The 16,554-nt window shown below is 73.1% G+C and carries 16 protein-coding genes; 6 read left to right on the forward strand and 10 right to left on the reverse strand.

Annotated features, from left to right (window positions below):
* Window position 1: 1 nt before the first annotated feature.
* From ACH4TP_RS12460 to ACH4TP_RS12470, 3 genes are all read right to left on the reverse strand, one after another.
* Window positions 2–1,267, reverse strand: coding sequence for an MFS transporter (locus ACH4TP_RS12460; RefSeq protein WP_398437415.1), 1,266 nt, complete (start codon window positions 1,265–1,267; stop codon window positions 2–4).
* A gap of 14 nt (window positions 1,268–1,281) precedes the next feature.
* Window positions 1,282–2,655 (reverse strand): GH1 family beta-glucosidase, encoded by a 1,374-nt coding sequence (locus ACH4TP_RS12465; RefSeq protein WP_398437417.1) that lies wholly within the window; start codon window positions 2,653–2,655, stop codon window positions 1,282–1,284.
* Between the two features lie 88 nt (window positions 2,656–2,743).
* A complete protein-coding gene (locus tag ACH4TP_RS12470) occupies window positions 2,744–3,391 on the reverse strand; it encodes a TetR/AcrR family transcriptional regulator (RefSeq protein ID WP_398437419.1) in 648 nt (215 codons plus the stop codon).
* Window positions 3,392–3,473: 82 nt separating this feature from the next.
* Between ACH4TP_RS12470 and ACH4TP_RS12475 the strand changes: the two genes are divergently transcribed.
* Window positions 3,474–4,127 carry a helix-turn-helix transcriptional regulator gene (locus tag ACH4TP_RS12475; protein WP_398187476.1) on the forward strand — a complete coding sequence of 218 codons (654 nt, stop codon included), beginning with the start codon at window positions 3,474–3,476 and terminating at the stop codon, window positions 4,125–4,127.
* Between the two features lie 32 nt (window positions 4,128–4,159).
* Window positions 4,160–4,660 (forward strand): DUF3291 domain-containing protein, encoded by a 501-nt coding sequence (locus tag ACH4TP_RS12480; RefSeq protein ID WP_389231176.1) that lies wholly within the window; start codon window positions 4,160–4,162, stop codon window positions 4,658–4,660.
* A gap of 17 nt (window positions 4,661–4,677) precedes the next feature.
* On the opposite strand, the gene ACH4TP_RS12485 is transcribed toward ACH4TP_RS12480, so the two are convergent.
* The 6 genes from ACH4TP_RS12485 to katG form a co-directional block, all read right to left on the reverse strand.
* Window positions 4,678–5,913 carry a serine hydrolase domain-containing protein gene (locus tag ACH4TP_RS12485; RefSeq protein ID WP_398437422.1) on the reverse strand — a complete coding sequence of 412 codons (1,236 nt, stop codon included), beginning with the start codon at window positions 5,911–5,913 and terminating at the stop codon, window positions 4,678–4,680.
* A gap of 129 nt (window positions 5,914–6,042) precedes the next feature.
* Window positions 6,043–6,738, reverse strand: a complete 696-nt coding sequence (locus tag ACH4TP_RS12490) for an alpha/beta hydrolase (RefSeq protein ID WP_389231182.1) — start codon at window positions 6,736–6,738, stop codon at window positions 6,043–6,045.
* 19 nt (window positions 6,739–6,757) lie between these two features.
* Window positions 6,758–7,573, reverse strand: coding sequence for an alpha/beta fold hydrolase (locus ACH4TP_RS12495; protein ID WP_398187484.1), 816 nt, complete (start codon window positions 7,571–7,573; stop codon window positions 6,758–6,760).
* Between the two features lie 99 nt (window positions 7,574–7,672).
* Entirely contained in the window at window positions 7,673–8,194 is a 522-nt protein-coding gene (locus tag ACH4TP_RS12500) for an EF-hand domain-containing protein (protein WP_398437424.1), read from the reverse strand.
* A 104-nt stretch (window positions 8,195–8,298) separates the two neighbouring features.
* Window positions 8,299–9,120: an SDR family NAD(P)-dependent oxidoreductase gene (locus tag ACH4TP_RS12505; RefSeq protein WP_398437426.1), complete on the reverse strand. Its 822-nt coding sequence runs from the start codon at window positions 9,118–9,120 to the stop codon at window positions 8,299–8,301.
* Between the two features lie 129 nt (window positions 9,121–9,249).
* The gene (gene katG / locus ACH4TP_RS12510; protein ID WP_398187490.1) at window positions 9,250–11,433 is read right to left on the reverse strand and encodes a catalase/peroxidase HPI; all 2,184 of its coding nucleotides are present in this window, start codon (window positions 11,431–11,433) and stop codon (window positions 9,250–9,252) included.
* Window positions 11,434–11,606: 173 nt separating this feature from the next.
* Here katG and ACH4TP_RS12515 point away from each other — a divergent pair, with 173 nt between their 5' ends.
* The 4 genes from ACH4TP_RS12515 (at window position 11,607) to ACH4TP_RS12530 (ending at window position 15,912) form a co-directional block, all read left to right on the forward strand.
* Complete coding sequence (locus ACH4TP_RS12515; RefSeq protein ID WP_398437429.1) at window positions 11,607–12,245, forward strand: DJ-1/PfpI/YhbO family deglycase/protease; 639 nt, start codon at window positions 11,607–11,609, stop codon at window positions 12,243–12,245.
* Window positions 12,246–12,380: 135 nt separating this feature from the next.
* Window positions 12,381–13,175, forward strand: a complete 795-nt coding sequence (locus ACH4TP_RS12520; protein WP_398187496.1) for a polysaccharide deacetylase family protein — start codon at window positions 12,381–12,383, stop codon at window positions 13,173–13,175.
* 74 nt (window positions 13,176–13,249) lie between these two features.
* Entirely contained in the window at window positions 13,250–15,427 is a 2,178-nt protein-coding gene (locus ACH4TP_RS12525; protein WP_398437431.1) for a hypothetical protein, read from the forward strand.
* A gap of 179 nt (window positions 15,428–15,606) precedes the next feature.
* On the forward strand, window positions 15,607–15,912 hold the full coding sequence (locus ACH4TP_RS12530) for a hypothetical protein (protein WP_389231208.1): 306 nt from the start codon (window positions 15,607–15,609) through the stop codon (window positions 15,910–15,912).
* A 61-nt stretch (window positions 15,913–15,973) separates the two neighbouring features.
* Here the strand turns inward: ACH4TP_RS12530 and ACH4TP_RS12535 are convergent, their stop codons facing one another.
* Window positions 15,974–16,405: a carboxymuconolactone decarboxylase family protein gene (locus tag ACH4TP_RS12535; protein WP_389231314.1), complete on the reverse strand. Its 432-nt coding sequence runs from the start codon at window positions 16,403–16,405 to the stop codon at window positions 15,974–15,976.
* Between the last annotated feature and the right edge of the window lie 149 nt (window positions 16,406–16,554).

Here is a 16,554-nt window from a genome sequence, read left to right on the forward strand (position 1 = left end):
GTCAGGCCACGCCGCGGATGCGGACGACGAGGAGGCCGCCGGCGAGGATGACCAGGGCCGCGGTCGCGTACAGGCCGGTGTAGCCGCCGAGATGGGCGATGACCGGCGCGGCGAGCGCGGGGGCGAGGACCTGGGGGCCGGAGTTGGCGATGTTGATGACGCCCAGGTCCTTGGCGCGGTCGGCGGCCTCGGGCAGGACCTGGGTGACGAGGGCCTGGTCGACGGCGAGGTAGACGCCGTATCCCGCGCCGAGGACGGCCGCGGCGACGAGGGCGGACGGCCAGGTGTGGACCAGGGCGAGCAGCAGCGCGGCGGCGGCCATGACCAGCGAGCAGAGGACGACGAAGCCCTTGCGGCGTCCGGCGCGGTCGGACAGCACGCCCACGGGGACGGCCGTGAGCGCGGCGCAGAGGGTGTAGACGGCCGTGAGGACGAGTACGCCGGTGCCGGGGTCGCCGTAGCGGACGGCGTCGGCGAGGAAGTAGAACAGGTAGAGGGTGCCGAGGGCGTTGCCCAGGTTGATCAGGAACCGGGTGAGCCAGGCCCAGCCGAAGTCGGGGTGGAGCCGGGGGCTCACCCAGAACGAGCGGGCGAACGCGCGGGCGTCGAAGGCGGGGCGCAGCTCCCGGGGGAGGGACGGTTCGCTCTGGCGCAGGGCGAAGGGGAGGGCGAGGGCGACGGTGAGCACGGCGAGCGCGACGTAACCGGACCCGACGCCGGTGACCACCAGCGTGGTGATCAGCGCGCCGAGGACCAGGCCGACGGACTGCATGAGGCCGGTCCAGCCGGAGACCACCGCGCGTTGGCCGAGCGGCACGCGGTCGGCGATCGGGGTGGTGACCCCGGCCAGCATCGCGTTGAGGCCCGCCTGCGCGAGGCACCAGCCGACGGCGACCCCGGCCACGGTGTGCTGGGTGGCGGTGACCGCGAGCCCCGCCGCCCCGGCGAGCGCCCCGCCGAGGATCCAGGGGCGGCGGCGGCCGAACCGGCTCGTCGTCCGGTCCGACCACGCGCCGGCGAGCGGGTTGGCGAGCACCGCGACGAGCGCGCCGAGACCGGTGACGAGCGACAGCGCGGTGTTCTTGTCGTGCGGGTCGATGTGCTCCAGCTGGAGCGGCAGCAGGATCTGGATGGGCGTCATGAACGCCATGAAGACGGCGAGGGTGGCCAGCGAGAGGCCGGCCGTCCAGCCGGCCGTGACCGGGACGGTGGGCTCGGCGAAGACGGCGGGGCCGTCCTCGGCGGCCGCTTCCGGAGCGTGGGTCATGACGGCTCCGCCGCTCAGGGCCGGTGGGAGGCGATGAGGCGGCGGTACCAGTCGAAGCTCGCCCGGGGCGTGCGCAGCCCGGTGGCGAAGTCGACCTCGACCAGGCCGAAGCGCTGGTGGTAGCCCTCGGCCCACTCGAAGTTGTCGAGCAGCGACCAGGTGAAGTAGCCGCGCACGTCCACCCCCCGTGCCACGGCGTCCGCGACCGCGGTGACGTGCCCGGCGAGGTAGTCGATCCGTGCCTGGTCGTACTGCCCGGCCGGCTGCGAGCAGCCGCTCTCGGTGATCCACACCGGCGGAAGGGCTTCGCCGTAGCGGTCCTTGAGGCCGGTGAGCAGTTCCGTGAGCCCGTCGGGGACGACCGGCCAGCCGAACGAGGTCCGCTCGTACGACTCCTGAGGTTCCGTCAGGTCGAAGGGCAGGCCCGCGGCGGGATCGGCCGGGGCGGTCACCCAGGTCGGGTTGTAGTAGTTGATCCCGAGGCCGTCCAGCGGCGCGGCGATGGTGGCGAGGTCCCCGTCGCGCACCACCCCTCCCCAGCTCGGGTCGGTCATGCCGTACGCCGAGAGGTCGGGGTAACTGCCCTGGAGAATGGGGTCGTTGAAGAGCAGGTTGTGCAGGGCGTCGTACGCCGAGGCCGCCGCCGCGTCCTCGTCCGACCGGGCGTCCGGGCGCAGGCGCACGGGCGTGCAGTTGTTGGCGATCAGCACCTGGCCGTCGGGGACGGCGGCCCGCAGCGCCGCGGTCGCGAGCCCGTGGCCGAGCAGCTGGTGGTGCGCGACGGGCAGCGCGTCCAGCATCAGGGCGCGGCCCGGGGCGTGGACGCCGAAGCCGTAGCCGAAGGACATGTGCACGAAGGGCTCGTTCAGGGTGATCCACCGCTTGACCCGGTCGCCGAGCCGGTCGGCCGTCACCGCCGCGTACTCGGCGAACCGGTGCGCGGTGTCGCGGTTCAGCCAGCCGCCCCCGTTCTCCAGGGCCTGCGGCAGGTCCCAGTGGAAGAGGGTGGGGGTCGGCTCGATCCCGGCGGCGAGCAGCGCGTCGACCAGCCGGTCGTAGAAGTCGAGGCCGCGCGGCTCCACCTTGCCCGTGCCGGCCGGCAGGACGCGCGGCCAGGACACCGAGAAGCGGTACGCGTCGAGCCCGAGCCGGCGCATCAGCGCGACGTCCTCGTCGAACCGGTGGTAGTGGTCGCAGGCGACGTCGCCGGTGTGTCCGTCGCGGACGGCCCCGGGGCGCCGCACGAAGGTGTCCCAGATCGAGGCGCCCTTGCCGTCCTCCTCGGCGGCGCCCTCGATCTGGTACGCGGCGGTCGACGCGCCCCAGACGAAGTCGCCCGGAAGCCGGGGGAGTCGGGTGGGATCGGTGGGGCTGGTTGTCACGGGCACCTGCCTTCGCTGCTGAGCTCGCCGTCCGAGGTGGGCCGCACCGTAACATGAGCACTTGTTCACGTTCTATGGCCGGGACGGGCCCGATTCACCCGCGCTCGGCCGTCAGCCGGTCCCTCAGGTCCTCCCAGTAGCGGTCCAGCATCCACCTGAGCTCGTCCACGGTCTCCAGGTCCGGCTCGCCCTCGCCCTTGAACGCCTCGTGCAGCACGGCGTTGGCCGCCCACACCACCATCCGCGTCGCCCGCCGCGCCCGCTCGCCGCCGGGCCCGCCGGTCAGGTGCTCCACGATGCGCAGCAGGCCCTCGGCGACCAGCGCGTTGCTCGCCTCGTCGGCCCGGGCGAGCTCGGGGCTGAGGTGCCGCCCGGCCCACAGCGCCATGCCGCCCGGCTGGGACCGGAACAGCTCGCTGTAGATGTCGACCATCGTGCCCACGAGATCGGTCAGTTCACCCGCGAGGGCCCGCTCGACGAGCCCGTCGATGGCGGTCGCGAAGCCCTCCAGGTACCGCCGGCCGAGCGCGTCCACGACGGCGCCCTTGTCGGGGTAGAACTGGTAGATGCTGCCCACCGGGACGCCCGCGGCCTCGGCGATCCGCCGCGTCGTCAGCGCCTCGTACCCCTCCTGGGACAGGATCCGGTCGGCCGCGCCGAGGATGGCCTCCACCCGCGCCCGGCTGCGCGCCTGTTGTGGCTCCCTGCGCAGCCGCGGCCGCGGCTCCGTCGCTTCCGTCATCGCGTGCTCCCGGTCGTCCGGCGGTCCCGTGCGGGGAAGCGTACCTTCTATCACCAATCCGCATTGTTCCTAGAATGGGCCCGTGGAGGACATCGAAGCGATCGCGGTGCTGCAGGACCCTGTACGACGCCGCCTGTACGAGTACGTCGTGGCCCAGGGCCGGGAGGTCGGCCGCAACGAGGCCGCCGAGGCGGCCGGGGTGGCGCGCACGCTCGCCGCGCACCACCTGGACAAGCTGACCGGGGCGGGGCTCCTGGAGAGCGGCAGCCGCCGCCTGTCCGGGCGCTCGGGGCCGGGGGCCGGCCGCCCCGCCAAGGTCTACACGCGCGCGCGTGGCGAACGCTCGGTCTCGCTGCCCGCCCGCGACTACCGCACCGCCGCCGAGCTGCTCGCCGAGGCCGCCGAGCAGGCCGGGATCGACGCCGGGCTCTGCGCGGCGGCGCGCCGCCGGGGCGAGGCCCTGCGCGGCCCGGCGGGCCCCTGCGCCGGTCTCGACGAGGCCATGGAGGCGCTGGCGGCCCGGGGCTACGAGCCGTACGCGGCGGAGGGCGCCGTCCGGATGCGCAACTGCCCCTTCCATGCCGTCGCCGAGAGCTTCCCGCCGCTCGTCTGCGGCATGAACCTCGCCCTCCTGGAAGGACTGCTCGGCACGGAGGGCCCGGTGCGCGCGCGCATGGACGCCCGGCCGGGGGAGTGCTGCGTGGTGGTCGAAGCTTCTAAAAACAACGATGATTGACATAGAAAAGCGGGCCGTGCTGGGATGAGGCCATGACCGCATCCCCGCACGCCCGCCACCTCGCCCAGCTCAACGTCGCCCGGCTCCGCTTCCCCCTCGACGACCCGCGCGCGGCGTACTTCGTCGAGATGCTCGACCCGGTCAACACCGCCGCCGACGCCGCCCCCGGCTTCGTCTGGCGGCTCGTGGAGGACGGGGAGGCCGACGCCACCGGCATGCGCCCGCTGGGCGAGGACGTCATCGTCAACCTCTCGGTCTGGGAGAACCAGGAGGCCCTGTGGGACTTCGCCTACCGCAGCGGGCACCTGGAGGTGATGCGGCGGCGCCGCGAGTGGTTCCACCGGCACGTCGAGGCCCACATGGTGCTCTGGTGGGTCCCCGCCGGCCACGTCCCGACCGTCGCCGAGGCCCTGGAGCGACTCGCGGACCTGCGGGAACACGGCCCGTCCCCCCGGGCGTTCACCTTCGCCTCCTCGTACACCGCCGCCGAGGCCGCCGGGCACGCGCCGGACGGGCACTCGACGACGGTCTGAGGAAGCGGTCCCCGGGATCAGCCGAAGTCGGGGATCGGATGCGCCGGCGCCAGGGCGGCGGCGATGCGCTGGGCGATCACATGGGCCGTGTGCCCGGCCGCGGCGTCCGGGCCGTTCGTGGTCGCGACCGCGATCGACAGGCGCTCCGACGGCAGGTACGCCTGGGACGCCGAGTAACCGAAGAACAGCGGGTGCTGGGACACCCAGTCGCCCAGCACGAGCAGCCCCATGCCGTAGTGGGTGGCCTCCGTCTGCGCGAGGCAGACCGTCGACGGGCACGTGTGGGTGGCGTGGCCCAGACCGACCGTCCCCGGGTCCAGCAGCTCCCGGTACGAGGCGGGGGAGAGCAGCCGCCCCGAGCCGATGCCGGCGGCCGAGCTCGCCAGGTCGCAGATGTCGGTGGTCTCCACCGCGCCCGGAGCGGTCGTCCACGAGGGGTTCCAGAAGGTGGACTCCTCGTACGTCCCGCGATCCGACGTGAAGGCGTGCAGGACAGGCTCGGGAATCTCGGGGGTGAAGCCGTTGCCGGTCTCCCGCAGCCCGAGCGGGCCCAGGACCTGCCGCTGGAGCAGGACGTCGAGACGGGTTCCGGTGATCTCCTCCAGGGCGGCGCCGAGGAGCACGAAGTTGGCGTGCGAGTAACTCCAGTTGGTGCCCGGCTCGTACCACCGCTCCTCGCTCGTCGAGAGCCGCACGACCGCCTCGGCCGTCCACTGGCGGAAGGGGTCGGCGGTCACGGCCTTCTGGAACCCGGGGAGCCGCACGTAGTCGACGAGACCGGTCGTGGACGCGGCCAGCATCCGCAGGGTGATCCGGTCGCCGTCCTTGAGGTCCGGCAGCCAGCGCCCCACGGGGTCGTCGAGCCCCACCCTGCCCTGGTCGACGAGCCGCAGCAGCGCCGTACCCATGTAGGCGATCGCGATGTTGCCGTTCCGGAAGTGCATGGCGGGCGTCGCCGGGACCCCCGTCATCGACTCGCCGAGCGCGGTGGTGACGACCTCGCGGCCGTCGGCGGTGACCCGCAGGATCACGGACTTGAGGCCCAGGTCGGCCTTGGCCCGCTCGGCGATCCGCGTGATCTCGCGCGCCGGGCCCCGGTCGGCCGGCCGGGAGGCGACGCAGGGCCGGTGCCGACCGGGCTCGCCCGCCGGGCCGCTGCCGGCCGCCGCGGCCGGGGCGCCGAGGGCGAGGAGCGCCGCGAGGGCGGTGGCCGCGGCACGGCGCGACCCGGGCGTGGAACGGGGTGGTCTCATGGCCGGAGTATTGGCCGGGAGCGTCCGTACGGGGGCCGGGACGCCGCCGAACCGCGCGAACATCACCCGTCAGGCCGGGCCGACGCCGCCGGGAGGGAACGCGCGGGCGGCGTCGGCCAGGGGGGCGGGTCAGCCGGAGGTCGCGTTCGCGGCGTCCTCGATCAGGTCGACGACGGCCGCGGCCTGGGAGGCCAAGGAGGCGTGGCCGGCGTTGAGTTCGACCGTCTTGCGCGGGTTCATGCGCGCGGCCATCCGGCGCTCGTTGTCCGGGTGGATCATGCGGTCCTCGGTCGACACCTGGTACCAGACGGGCTTGTTCCGCCAGGCCGGCGCCGTCACGTTGTCGCCGAAGGTGGAGCCGAGCGGGGCCTTCTGGGTGACGGCCATGACGAGGGCCTCGTCGGGCGCGAGGTCCTGGCAGAAGCTCTCGTGGAACTTGTCCTGCTTGATCCAGAGGTAGCCGTCGGAGTCGGGGACGATGTTGTCGAAGGCGGCCGGCGGATTCTCCTGGCTGATCCGGCCCGGGCTCTCGCCGGCGTCGGGCGCGAAGGCGGCGACGTACACGAGGGCGGTGACGTTGGGCAGGTCACCGGCCTCGGTGATGACGGCGCCGCCGTACGAGTGGCCGACGAGGACCACCGGGCCGTCGACCTGCTCGACCATCTTGCGGGTGCGTTCGGCGTCGTCGGCGAGCGAGGTGAGCGGGTTCTCGACGGCGTGGATCCGGTCGTAACCGCGCTTGTCCAGCTCGACGATGACCTTGGCCCAGTGGGCGGCTCCGCCCCAGAAGCCGTGGACCAGGACGATGGTGGGCTTGTCGCTCATGGCGTTTCCTCCTTCGGCGTCAGCAGGTGGTTTCGGCGGCCTCGTCGATGAGGCCGACGACCGTCTCGGGGTGGGACATCATGGCGACGTGCGAGGAGTCGATCTCCACGGTGTGCGAGTTCGCGCGCTCGGCCTCGAAGCGCTCCAGGTCCGGGGCGATCGCCTTGTCCTGCCGGGCCACGAGGAACCAGGACGGGACCGTCTTCCACGCGGCCGCCTGTGCCTTCTCGGCGAAGCCCGCGGCCGTGATCGGGCGCTGCTCGACCGCCATGAGCCGGGTCTGCCGCTCGGGCAGGTCCGCGGCGAAGACGCTGTGGAACTTGTCGTTCTGGATGTACATGTCGGTGCCGCTGCCCGTGCTGTCGGTGTACGGGACGGGCCGCAGGGCCGTCCCGAGCTCGCTGCCCGGGAACTTGGCGGACAGCTCGGCGGGCGACTCGCCCTTGTCGGGCATGAACGCGGCGACGTAGACGAGCGCCTTGACGTTCGGGTTGCCCGCCGCGGCGCTGCTGATGACGGCGCCGCCGTAGGAGTGGCCGACCAGGATGATCGGGCCCTGGATGCTCTTCAGGACGCTGGCGGTGTAGGTGGAGTCGTTGCCCAGACCGCGCAGCGGGTTGGCGGGCGCGACGACCTGGTAGCCCTGGTGCCGGAGGTCCTCGGCGACCGCGTTCCAGCCGGAGGCGTCCGCGAAGGCGCCGTGCACGAGGACGACGGTCGGCCTGGCGCCGTGGTGGCTCTCGGCGGCGGCCGCGGAGGTGGCGGTCGAGGCCGCGGCGGCGATGAGGAGGGCGAGCGCGCCGGCGGCGCGCCGGGAGGAGACGAGCGGGGACATGCAGGCTCCTTGTGTGGGGGTGTCACCGGGAGCGAGTCTGCTGCCCCGCGTCCGGCGCGGCGCGGCACGCGGTCCAAGGGGGTGACGGACGGCACCCGGTCAGTACAGGGCGACCCCCATGGGGGACTCGTCACCCGTGACGTACGCGCGGATCGACGCCAGGTACTCCGCGCGGCCGACGCGTCCGTCCCCGTCGGCGTCCAGCGCGTCGAAGGCCGCGTCGGCGTTGTCGGCGCGGTTGCCCAGCGCCTGGCGCAGCATCGTGAACTGCGCGCGGTCCAGGGTGCCGTCCTGGTCGGCGTCGGCGAGGTCGAACAGGGCGCCCAGGGCGTACTGGCAGATGTTGTCGAACTTGTCCGCGTCCACCCAGGCGATGTACTCCTCGTACGTCATCACGCCGTCGCCGTTGGCGTCCATCGCTGCCCAGGCGCGTTCGCCCGTGGCGCGCGCGGCGATGACCAGGGGGTCGTCGTCGCCGCGTCCGGTCGCCCGCTGGGCCCGCTCGATGCGGACGAAGTAGTCGTGCTTCGAGGCGACTCCGTCCCCGTCGGTGTCCAGCATCGCGTAGATGCGGGCCTTCGGGGTGACGGGGGCCTGCGGTGCGGCCTGGGGGAGCGGCATGTCGGGTCTTCCTTCGCGCACGGGGACGTAGCGCTGCCCATGATCGACGGCGGGGCACTCCGCGCGCGGACGACCCGCCAGCCGTCCCCCGGACGAGTGGCCGCTCAGGCCGCCCCCACCAGATCGCGCGTCAGCTTCATCAGGCGCTCGCGCGCTTCCGTGTCGTACGCCTGCTCGTGGGCCCTCGCCTCGGTGAACCGGTCGAAGTACCGGCCCGTGACGGTGGCGAGTTCCGGGTCCAGGAGGAGCCGTACGGTCGGGCGGACGCCCTCCTCCGTGGTGGTGACGGGCGTGAAGCCGTACGCGCGGACTGCGGTCGTGTCCATCAGATGGGCCGGGTGCAGGGCGTTCACCGTCACGCCGGTGCCCTCCAGCTCGGCGGCCAGCTCGAAGGTCGCCATGATCATGGCCAGTTTGCTCTTGCAGTAGGCCCGCAGGCCCTCGTAGTCCCGCTCCAGCATCACGTCGTCGAAGTCGATCGCCTCCTGCCCGATCGAGGCGACGTTGACGACCCGCGCCGGAGCGGAGGCGGTGAGCAGCGGCAGCAGGGCGCGGGTGAGGGCGTACGGCGCCAGGTGGTTGACGGCGAAGCGGAGTTCATGGCCCTGGGTGCTCAGCTCCCGGACCAGCGGTCGCGCCCCGCCCCCGGCCACCGCGTTGTGGACCAGGCCGTCGAGGTGCGGCTCCGCCGCCCGGATCCGGGCGGCCATCGCCCGTACCTGGTCCAGGTCGGAGAGGTCGGCGAGGTACGTGCGGACCGTGGTGCCGGGACCGGCGGCCCGGGCCTCGGCGGCCACGGCTTCGAGTCGCTCGGCGTTCCGGCCGTGCAGGAGGAGGGTGCCGCCGAGGGGCGCCAGGTCGAGCGCGAGCGCGTGGCCCATGCCCTGGGTGACGCCGGTGATCAGAGTGGTGCGCTGTGAGGTCATGGCGACCACTCTGCGGCCGATCGGGGGCCCGGTGGCAGTGGGTGCCACACCTGGTGTCGGCACCACCAGGCTGACGGCGGGGGGCCGGCCGTACGATCCGGCCGGCCCCCCGCCGTACCCGGCCCCCGCTCAGCGCAGGTCGAACCGGTCGAGGTTCATCACCTTGTCCCACGCGGCCGCGAAGTCACGCGCGAACTTCTCGCCCGCGTCCGCGGACGCGTACACCTCCGCGAGGGCCCGCAGCTGCGAGTGCGAACCGAAGACGAGGTCGACGGGGGTGGCGGTCCACCGCACCTCGCCCGTGGCGCGGTCGCGGCCCTCGAAGACGTTCTCCTCGTCCGTCGACACCTTCCACTCCGTGCCCATGTCGAGGAGCCGGACGAAGAAGTCGGTGGTCAGCGACTCCGGCCGGTCGGTGAAGGCGCCGTGCGGCGACCCCCCGAACCCGGTGCCGAGGACCCGCATCCCGCCGACGAGGACCGTCATCTCGGGCGCGGTCAGCGTCAGCAGGTTGGCGCGGTCGAGGAGCAGGGTCTCCGGCGACAGCTTCTCCCCGGCCCGGAGGTAGTTGCGGAACCCGTCCGCCCGGGGTTCGAGCACCGCGAACGACTCCACGTCGGTCTGCTCCTGCGAGGCGTCCGTGCGCCCCGGCGCGAACGGGACCGTGATGTCGTACCCGGCGTTCTCCGCGGCCCGCTCGACGGCCGCGCACCCGCCGAGGACGATCAGGTCGGCGAGCGAGATCCTCGCCCCGCCGGAGCCCTCGAAGTCCGCGCGGATCCCGTCGAGGACCTCGATCGTCCGGGTCACCTCGGGCAGGTCGTTGACCTCCCAGTCCTTCTGCGGGGCGAGCCGGATCCGCGCCCCGTTGGCGCCGCCGCGCTTGTCGGTGCCGCGGAAGCTCGCGGCCGACGCCCAGGCGGTGGTGACCAGCTGCGAGACGGAGAGCCCCGAGTCGAGGATCCTCGCCTTGAGGGCCGTGATGTCCGCTTCCCCGACCAGCGGGTGGTCGACCGCGGGTACGGGGTCCTGCCAGAGCTGCGGCTCGGGGATCCACGGGCCGAGGTAGCGGGAGAGGGGGCCCATGTCGCGGTGGAGCAGCTTGTACCAGGCCCTGGCGAACGCGTCCGCGAGCTGGTCCGGGTTCTCGTGGAAGCGCTTCGCGATCGGCGCGTAGACGGGGTCGAGCCGCAGCGAGAGGTCCGTCGTCAGCATCATCGGGGCATGCCGCTTCGAAGGATCGTGCGCGTCGGGCACGGTGTCCTTCGCCGACGGGTCCTTCGGGGTCCACTGCTGGGCGCCGGCGGGGCTGGTCGTCAGCTCCCACTCGTACCGGAACAGGTTGTCCAGGTAGCCGTTGTCCCACTTCGTCGGCTCGTTGGTCCACGCCCCTTCGAGCCCGCTGGTGAGCGCGTCGGCGCCCGCGCCGGTGCCGTACGCGTTCCGCCAGCCGAGGGCCTGCTGCTCCATGGGGGCGGCCTCGGGCTCCGGGCCGATGTACTGCGGGTCGACCGCGCCGTGGCACTTGCCGAACGTGTGGCCGCCGACGATGAGCGCGACCGTCTCCTCGTCGTTCATCGCCATGCGCCCGAACGTCTCCCGGATGTCCCGGGCGGCGGCGACCGGGTCCGGATTGCCGTTGGGACCCTCCGGGTTGACGTAGATCAGGCCCATCTGCACGGCGCCGAAGGGGCCGGTCAGCTCCCGGTCGCCCCGGTAGCGCTCGTCGCCGAGCCAGGTGTCCTCGGGGCCCCAGAAGATCTCCTCGGGCTCCCAGATGTCCGGGCGCCCGAAGCCGAAGCCGAAGGTCTTGAAGCCCATGGACTCCATGGCGCAGTTCCCGGCGAAGACCAGCAGATCGGCCCAGGAGATCTTCCGCCCGTACTTCTGCTTGACGGGCCACAGGAGCCGGCGCGCCTTGTCGAGGCTCGCGTTGTCCGGCCAGCTGTTGAGCGGCGCGAAGCGCTGGGCGCCGCGCCCGCCGCCGCCCCGGCCGTCGGCGATGCGGTACGTGCCCGCCGCGTGCCAGCTCATCCGGATGAACAGGGGCCCGTAGTGGCCGTAGTCGGCGGGCCACCACTCCTGGGAGTCCGTCATCACCGCGAAGACGTCCCGCTTCAGCGCCTCGACGTCGAGGCCGGCGAACTCCTTCGCGTAGTCGTACTCCTCGCCCATCGGATCGGACAGGGACGAATGCTGGTGCAGGACCTGGAGGTCCAGCTGGTTGGGCCACCAGTCCCTGTTGGTCATGGGCCGGTTCTCGGCGGGTGTCGGGGAGGCGATCGCCGGGTTCTCGCTGTCGCTGCCGGGCACGTGGGTCCTTCTTCCGCTCATCGTGACGGTTTCGGCGTCCGTCATGCTCGCGTACGGCGGACCGCGGATCCGTGAGAACACGCAGAGCCCTGCCAACCGACAGAAATGATCAGAAAAAGGTACTTTCCGACTACGGGTCACACGACCCCGTGACGGAGGAGAGAAGGCGCACTGTGTCGTCCGACCAAAAGCCCGACCAAAAGCCCGACCAAAAGCCCGACGGAAAGCCCGACGGAAAGCCCGACGGAAAGCCCGACGGAAAGCTCGCCGGAAAGAGCGTCCTCGTCCTCACGACGAACTACGGGACGGAAGAGCCCGAGCTGCGGAAGCCGGTGGCCGTCCTGCGGGAGAACGGGGCCCGGGTCACGATCGCCGCGCAGAAGGACGAGGCCGTGCAGACCGTCGTCTCCGACCGCGGTCCCGGCGCCCTCGTCGAGCCGGACACGACGCTCGCGCGGGTGACGGCGGACGGGTACGACGCCGTCCTCGTGCCGGGCGGCACCGTGAACGCCGACCGGCTGCGGACCGACGCCGACGCGCGGCGCCTCGTCTCGGCCTTCGCCGCCGCCGGCAAACCGGTGGCCGCCGTCTGCCACGGGCCGTGGCTCCTCGTCGACAGCGGGCTGGCCAGGGGCCGCGAGCTGACCTCGTACCCCTCGCTCCGCGCCGATCTGGAGAACGCGGGCGGCATCTGGCGGGACCGGGAGGTCGTCGTCGACGCCTCCGGAGCCCACCCCCTGATCACCTCGCGCCGGCCGAGCGACCTCGACGCCTTCGCCGCCGCGATCGTCCGCGCCCTCGCCGGAGGCTGACCGGCGGTCAGCGCGCCGCGCCCCGCCCCGGTGCCCCGCCGTCCCGGCAGATGAGCCGGATTCGGTGAAACCGCGCGGCTCCTCGTACCGTCCTCTCACCAGGGAGACGGTACGAACCGGGGGAGTGGGGATTTCATGGGGCAGGGCAAGTACAACGCGCACATAGCCGTGGTGGCGTCGGCGCTCGGGCTGAGCCTGGCGGTATGGGGCGCCGCGGCGATGATGGACAACGAGGCCTCCGCGGGGATGGGGAAGGCGCCGGCCTCGCAGGCGCCGGCCGGAGGGTCCAAGGCGCCGGCCAAGGTGCCGCCGCAGAAGGTGCCCGTGAGCATCGCGCACGCCGCCGAGGCGGGGGGCTCGGCCGTGAACATCACCATCGACGACGGGCCCGACCCGCGCTGGACGCCCCAGATGCTCGACATACTCAAGCAGAACGACGTCAAGGCCGTGTTCTGCATGGTCGGCCCGATGGCCAAGGCGCACCCCGAGATCGTCAAGAGGGTCGTCGCGGAGGGCCACCGGCTCTGCGACCACTCCGTGTCCCACGACACGACGATGGACAAGAAGCCCTTCGCGTACCAGAAGCAGGAGATCCTCGGCGCGAAGAAGATGATCGACGACGCGTCCGGGGGAGCGCGGATCGACTACTACCGGGCGCCCGGCGGCGCGTTCACCCCGGACAGCCGCCGCCTCGCCGCCGGCCTGGGCATGCGGCCGCTCGGCTGGAACGTGGACACGAAGGACTTCGAGCAGCCGGGCACGGCCTCGATCGTCAACACCGTCAAGAACGAGCTGTCCAACGGGCCCACGATCCTCTTCCACGACGGCGGCGGCGACCGCAGCCAGAGCGTCGAGGCCCTCCGGCAGGTGCTGCCGTGGCTCAAGCAGAACGGACACGCCTTCAGCTTCCCGGTCCGCAGCACGCCCTGAGCCCCCCTCCGCTCCTCCCCGCTCGGCCCGAAATCCGCATGCGCCGGGCCGCGCGGGGCTGGCAACATGCCCGAATGGTCCACGCTCTCGAACGTCTGGTCGTCCGGCACACCCGTCGCCTTCCCCTCCCGGCGGCATCCGCCGGGGGCGGAGACGGCGCCGCCGCGGCCCGGCAGTTCGACGCCGCCCTCATGTCGGCCGGGTTCAAGCTGTCGACCGGGCTGCTCGAAGAGCTGTCCCGGCGGCCCCGGGAGACGGTCCTCGCCGTCGCCGCCCGCACCCTCGACACCGTCCGCGAGACCGTCGGCGACCACGTCCGGCACAACGTGTACTTCATCGACTTCCCGGCCGGCGTGCCCGACACCGTCGACTTCTGGAGGCGCTGCGTCGCCGAGGCCCTCGACGACGACACCGCGCGCCCCGGGCTGCTCGCGCGGCTGCGCGACGGCGTGCTCGACCTCCTCACCCTCCCGTCGTACGGCACCTACCGGCACACGTACGAGCGGATGCTCGCCGCGCACGACGAACTCGTCGCGACGACGGGCGACCGGCTGACGGTCCTGCACCCCGGCGGCACCCTCGACGAGGAGGCCACCGCCCTCTATCTGTCCCTGGCCGGGAGCACGACCCCGCTCGGCGACGAGCACCTGCGCGACCTCGCCCTCCTCGCCGCCCACCGGCCCGACGGGCCGCAGCCCGAGGAGATCCCGGTCCGGGAGAGCCGCGCCGTCGTCAACCGGGCCCGGCTCGACGCCGGAGCGCCCCTCCTCCTGGACACGGCCACCGACGTCCTGCGCCTGGCCTGCGCCCTCTCCGACGGCGACGTCGGCCTGCGCGAGCCGACCCGTTTCCGGGCGATGCCCCGGCCCGTCCGCCGCGCCCTGCTCGGCGGTCTCGACGCCGTCGTCGCCGAAGCCCCCGCGAAGCTCGGCGACGTCGCCGAGCACCGCGAGGCGTGGAAGCGCCTCGGGGAGCGGCTGCACCCGCACGAGTACCCGCGCTGGCCGCATGCGGCCGAGGTCTTCGCCGTCGCCCGCGGCGAGAAGAAGGCACCCTCCTTCGACAGCCGCGTCGAGGAACTCCTCGGCCGGGGCGACGTCGCCGGGGCGGCCGCACTCCTGACCTCCGCCCCCGGCAGGCTGCTGCGCGCCCTGGACCGGCTCCTGCGCGCGGCGGACGGGCCGGAGGAACTCGACGCCGTCCTCGCCGCGTTCGAGAGCGCCGTCCCGCGGGCCTCCGGCCGTGTCCTCCTCTCCCTCCGCGAGCACGTCCAGAACCGTGCCGGGACGGCGGGGGAGCGGCGGGTCTTCGTCAACCGGCTCGGGGCCGCCTGGGTCACCGCCGACACCCGCCCGCCGCTGCCGCCCGCCGTGCGCGAGCGCCTCCGTGCCGTCCTCGACGCCGAGACGCGGCGCCGGCTCCCCGCCCCGGGCCACCTGCTCGTCGACCCCGCCGTCCTGGACGTGGCGCTCCCGCTCAGCGGCCGGGCGACCACGGCGGGCATCGGCGTGCTGCCGCGCGGCTCCGTCTCGCCCGTCGAGGGCGAGCTGCTGCGCTTCTTCACCTACTGGAAGCAGACCGCACGCTCCACCGACTACGACCTGTCGGCGCTGGTCCTGGACGACGACTACGCGACCGTCACCTGGCTCTCGTACACGGCCCTCACCGCGGTCGAGGGCGCGCACTCCGGCGACGTCACCGACGCCCCCGACGGCGCCTCGGAGTTCATCGACCTGCGGCTCGGCGCCGTTCGCGGCAGCTACGTCGTCCCGCAGGTGAACCTCTACTCCGGCGAGGACTTCGAGGAGGTCGAGGAGTCGTTCTTCGGCTTCATGCTGCGCGAGACCGAGCAGAAGGGCCGCCCGTTCGAGCCGCGCACGGTCCGGATGAAGTCCGATCTGCGCGGACCCGGCCGGGTCGCGCTGCCGCTCGCCTTCGAGCGCGGCGAGGACGGCGGCTGGCGCGCGCGGTGGCTGCACCTCTACCTGCGGGGCAACCCGTCCGCGAACCGGGTCGAGGAGAACCGGGCCTCGGTCGCCGTCCTGCTCCGGAGCCTGCTCGCGCGCACCCCGCTGACGGTCCGCCACCTCACGGACCTGATGGCCTCCGAGGCCACCACGACGACCTGGTGGGACGGCTCGACGCCGCCGGACGGGCCCGTCACGTACATCGGTCTGGAGCGTCCCGAGGGCCTGCCGCCCGGCTCGCGCGTGTTCACCCCCGAAAATCTGCGCGACCTGATCCCCGCCTGACTGCTACGGTCGTCCCGGGCGAGGCCATGAAGGGGCTTCCTTCTCAAAACCCCTTGAAATAGCCCCTTCGCTCTCCTCGCCCCTCCGCTTCGACCGGCGGGACCCCCCGTTCGGACGGTGAGAACCGCGAGAGCGGGGGCCGGGCCGTGTCCCACGGCAGGCAGGCCCGTTGTGAGGGTGTGACCTCAACACGACGCATCTCCTCGATCCTCGCCGTCGCCGCCGCCTTCTCGTGCCTCGGCGCGTCCGCGGCGGCCACCGCGAGCGCCGCCGAAGCCTCCGGACCGCTCGGCCCCAAGATCAACCCGATCAGCGAGCTCGACGCCCTCGCCACGACCGGCATCCCCGAGGAGTCCCGCGGGCAGTTCCCCGGCATCGCCGGCCAGCTGAACGGCCTCGACCGGCTCCACGAGCTGGGCCAGCTGCACCAGCTGACCGACCTGGCCGCGCCGGTCACCGGGCTGCTCCCCGCGATCTCCACCTGACCGACCCGACACGCCGACCGACGCGAAGGCCCGGTGCCCGAAGGCACCGGGCCTCGCCGTGTCAGGCCTTGGGGGAGGCCTCCCGCACGGGGTGCTTGCTCAGGATCGAGACCCGGTTGAAGGCGTTGATGGTGATCGCCACCCAGATGACCGCCGAGATCTCGTCGTCGGTCAGGGCGCCGCGCGCGGCGTCGTAGGCGCGCTCCTGCGCCTGGGCGTCGGCGGGGGCGGTGACGGCCTCCGCGAGGCCCAGGGCCGCGCGCTCCCGCTCCGTGAAGACCGCCGTGTCGCGCCAGGCGGGGAGCACGCCCAGGCGGCGGGTCGTCTCACCGGCGCGCAGGGCGGCCCGGGTGTGCACGTCGAGGCAGTACGCGCAGCCGTTGATCTGGGACACGCGGAGGTTGACGAGCTCCACCAGGACGCGGTCGAGCCCCGCGGCGGCGGCCGTCGTGCGCACGGCCTCGGCCGTCTGGACCAGCGCCTGGTAGGCCATGGGGCTCTGCTTGTCGACGTAGACCCGCCCGTTCGCCGGGGCTCCCGCGCTGTCACTCACCGTGTGCTCCTTCCCGAGACCCGATGATCTCGTCCGTCGACCGTGCGTCCTACTCTCGCAGGAGCTATCATCGCCCATGATTGTTGAAA

It is taken from the genome of Streptomyces sp. NPDC021012 (assembly GCF_044333355.1).
Classification (GTDB): domain Bacteria; phylum Actinomycetota; class Actinomycetes; order Streptomycetales; family Streptomycetaceae; genus Streptomyces.

What these genes read in the sequence shown, in the direction of transcription:
- ACH4TP_RS12460 (WP_398437415.1), bottom strand. Translation starts at nt 1,267, where the DNA reads ATGACCCACGCTCCGGAAGCGGCCGCCGAGGACGGCCCCGCCGTCTTC.
- ACH4TP_RS12470 (WP_398437419.1), bottom strand. Translation starts at nt 3,391, where the DNA reads ATGACGGAAGCGACGGAGCCGCGGCCGCGGCTGCGCAGGGAGCCACAA.
- ACH4TP_RS12480 (WP_389231176.1), top strand. Translation starts at nt 4,160, where the DNA reads ATGACCGCATCCCCGCACGCCCGCCACCTCGCCCAGCTCAACGTCGCC.
- ACH4TP_RS12485 (WP_398437422.1), bottom strand. Translation starts at nt 5,913, where the DNA reads ATGAGACCACCCCGTTCCACGCCCGGGTCGCGCCGTGCCGCGGCCACC.
- ACH4TP_RS12490 (WP_389231182.1), bottom strand. Translation starts at nt 6,738, where the DNA reads ATGAGCGACAAGCCCACCATCGTCCTGGTCCACGGCTTCTGGGGCGGA.
- ACH4TP_RS12495 (WP_398187484.1), bottom strand. Translation starts at nt 7,573, where the DNA reads ATGTCCCCGCTCGTCTCCTCCCGGCGCGCCGCCGGCGCGCTCGCCCTC.
- ACH4TP_RS12500 (WP_398437424.1), bottom strand. Translation starts at nt 8,194, where the DNA reads ATGCCGCTCCCCCAGGCCGCACCGCAGGCCCCCGTCACCCCGAAGGCC.
- ACH4TP_RS12505 (WP_398437426.1), bottom strand. Translation starts at nt 9,120, where the DNA reads ATGACCTCACAGCGCACCACTCTGATCACCGGCGTCACCCAGGGCATG.
- ACH4TP_RS12520 (WP_398187496.1), top strand. Translation starts at nt 12,381, where the DNA reads ATGGGGCAGGGCAAGTACAACGCGCACATAGCCGTGGTGGCGTCGGCG.
- ACH4TP_RS12525 (WP_398437431.1), top strand. Translation starts at nt 13,250, where the DNA reads ATGGTCCACGCTCTCGAACGTCTGGTCGTCCGGCACACCCGTCGCCTT.
- ACH4TP_RS12535 (WP_389231314.1), bottom strand. Translation starts at nt 16,405, where the DNA reads ATGGCCTACCAGGCGCTGGTCCAGACGGCCGAGGCCGTGCGCACGACG.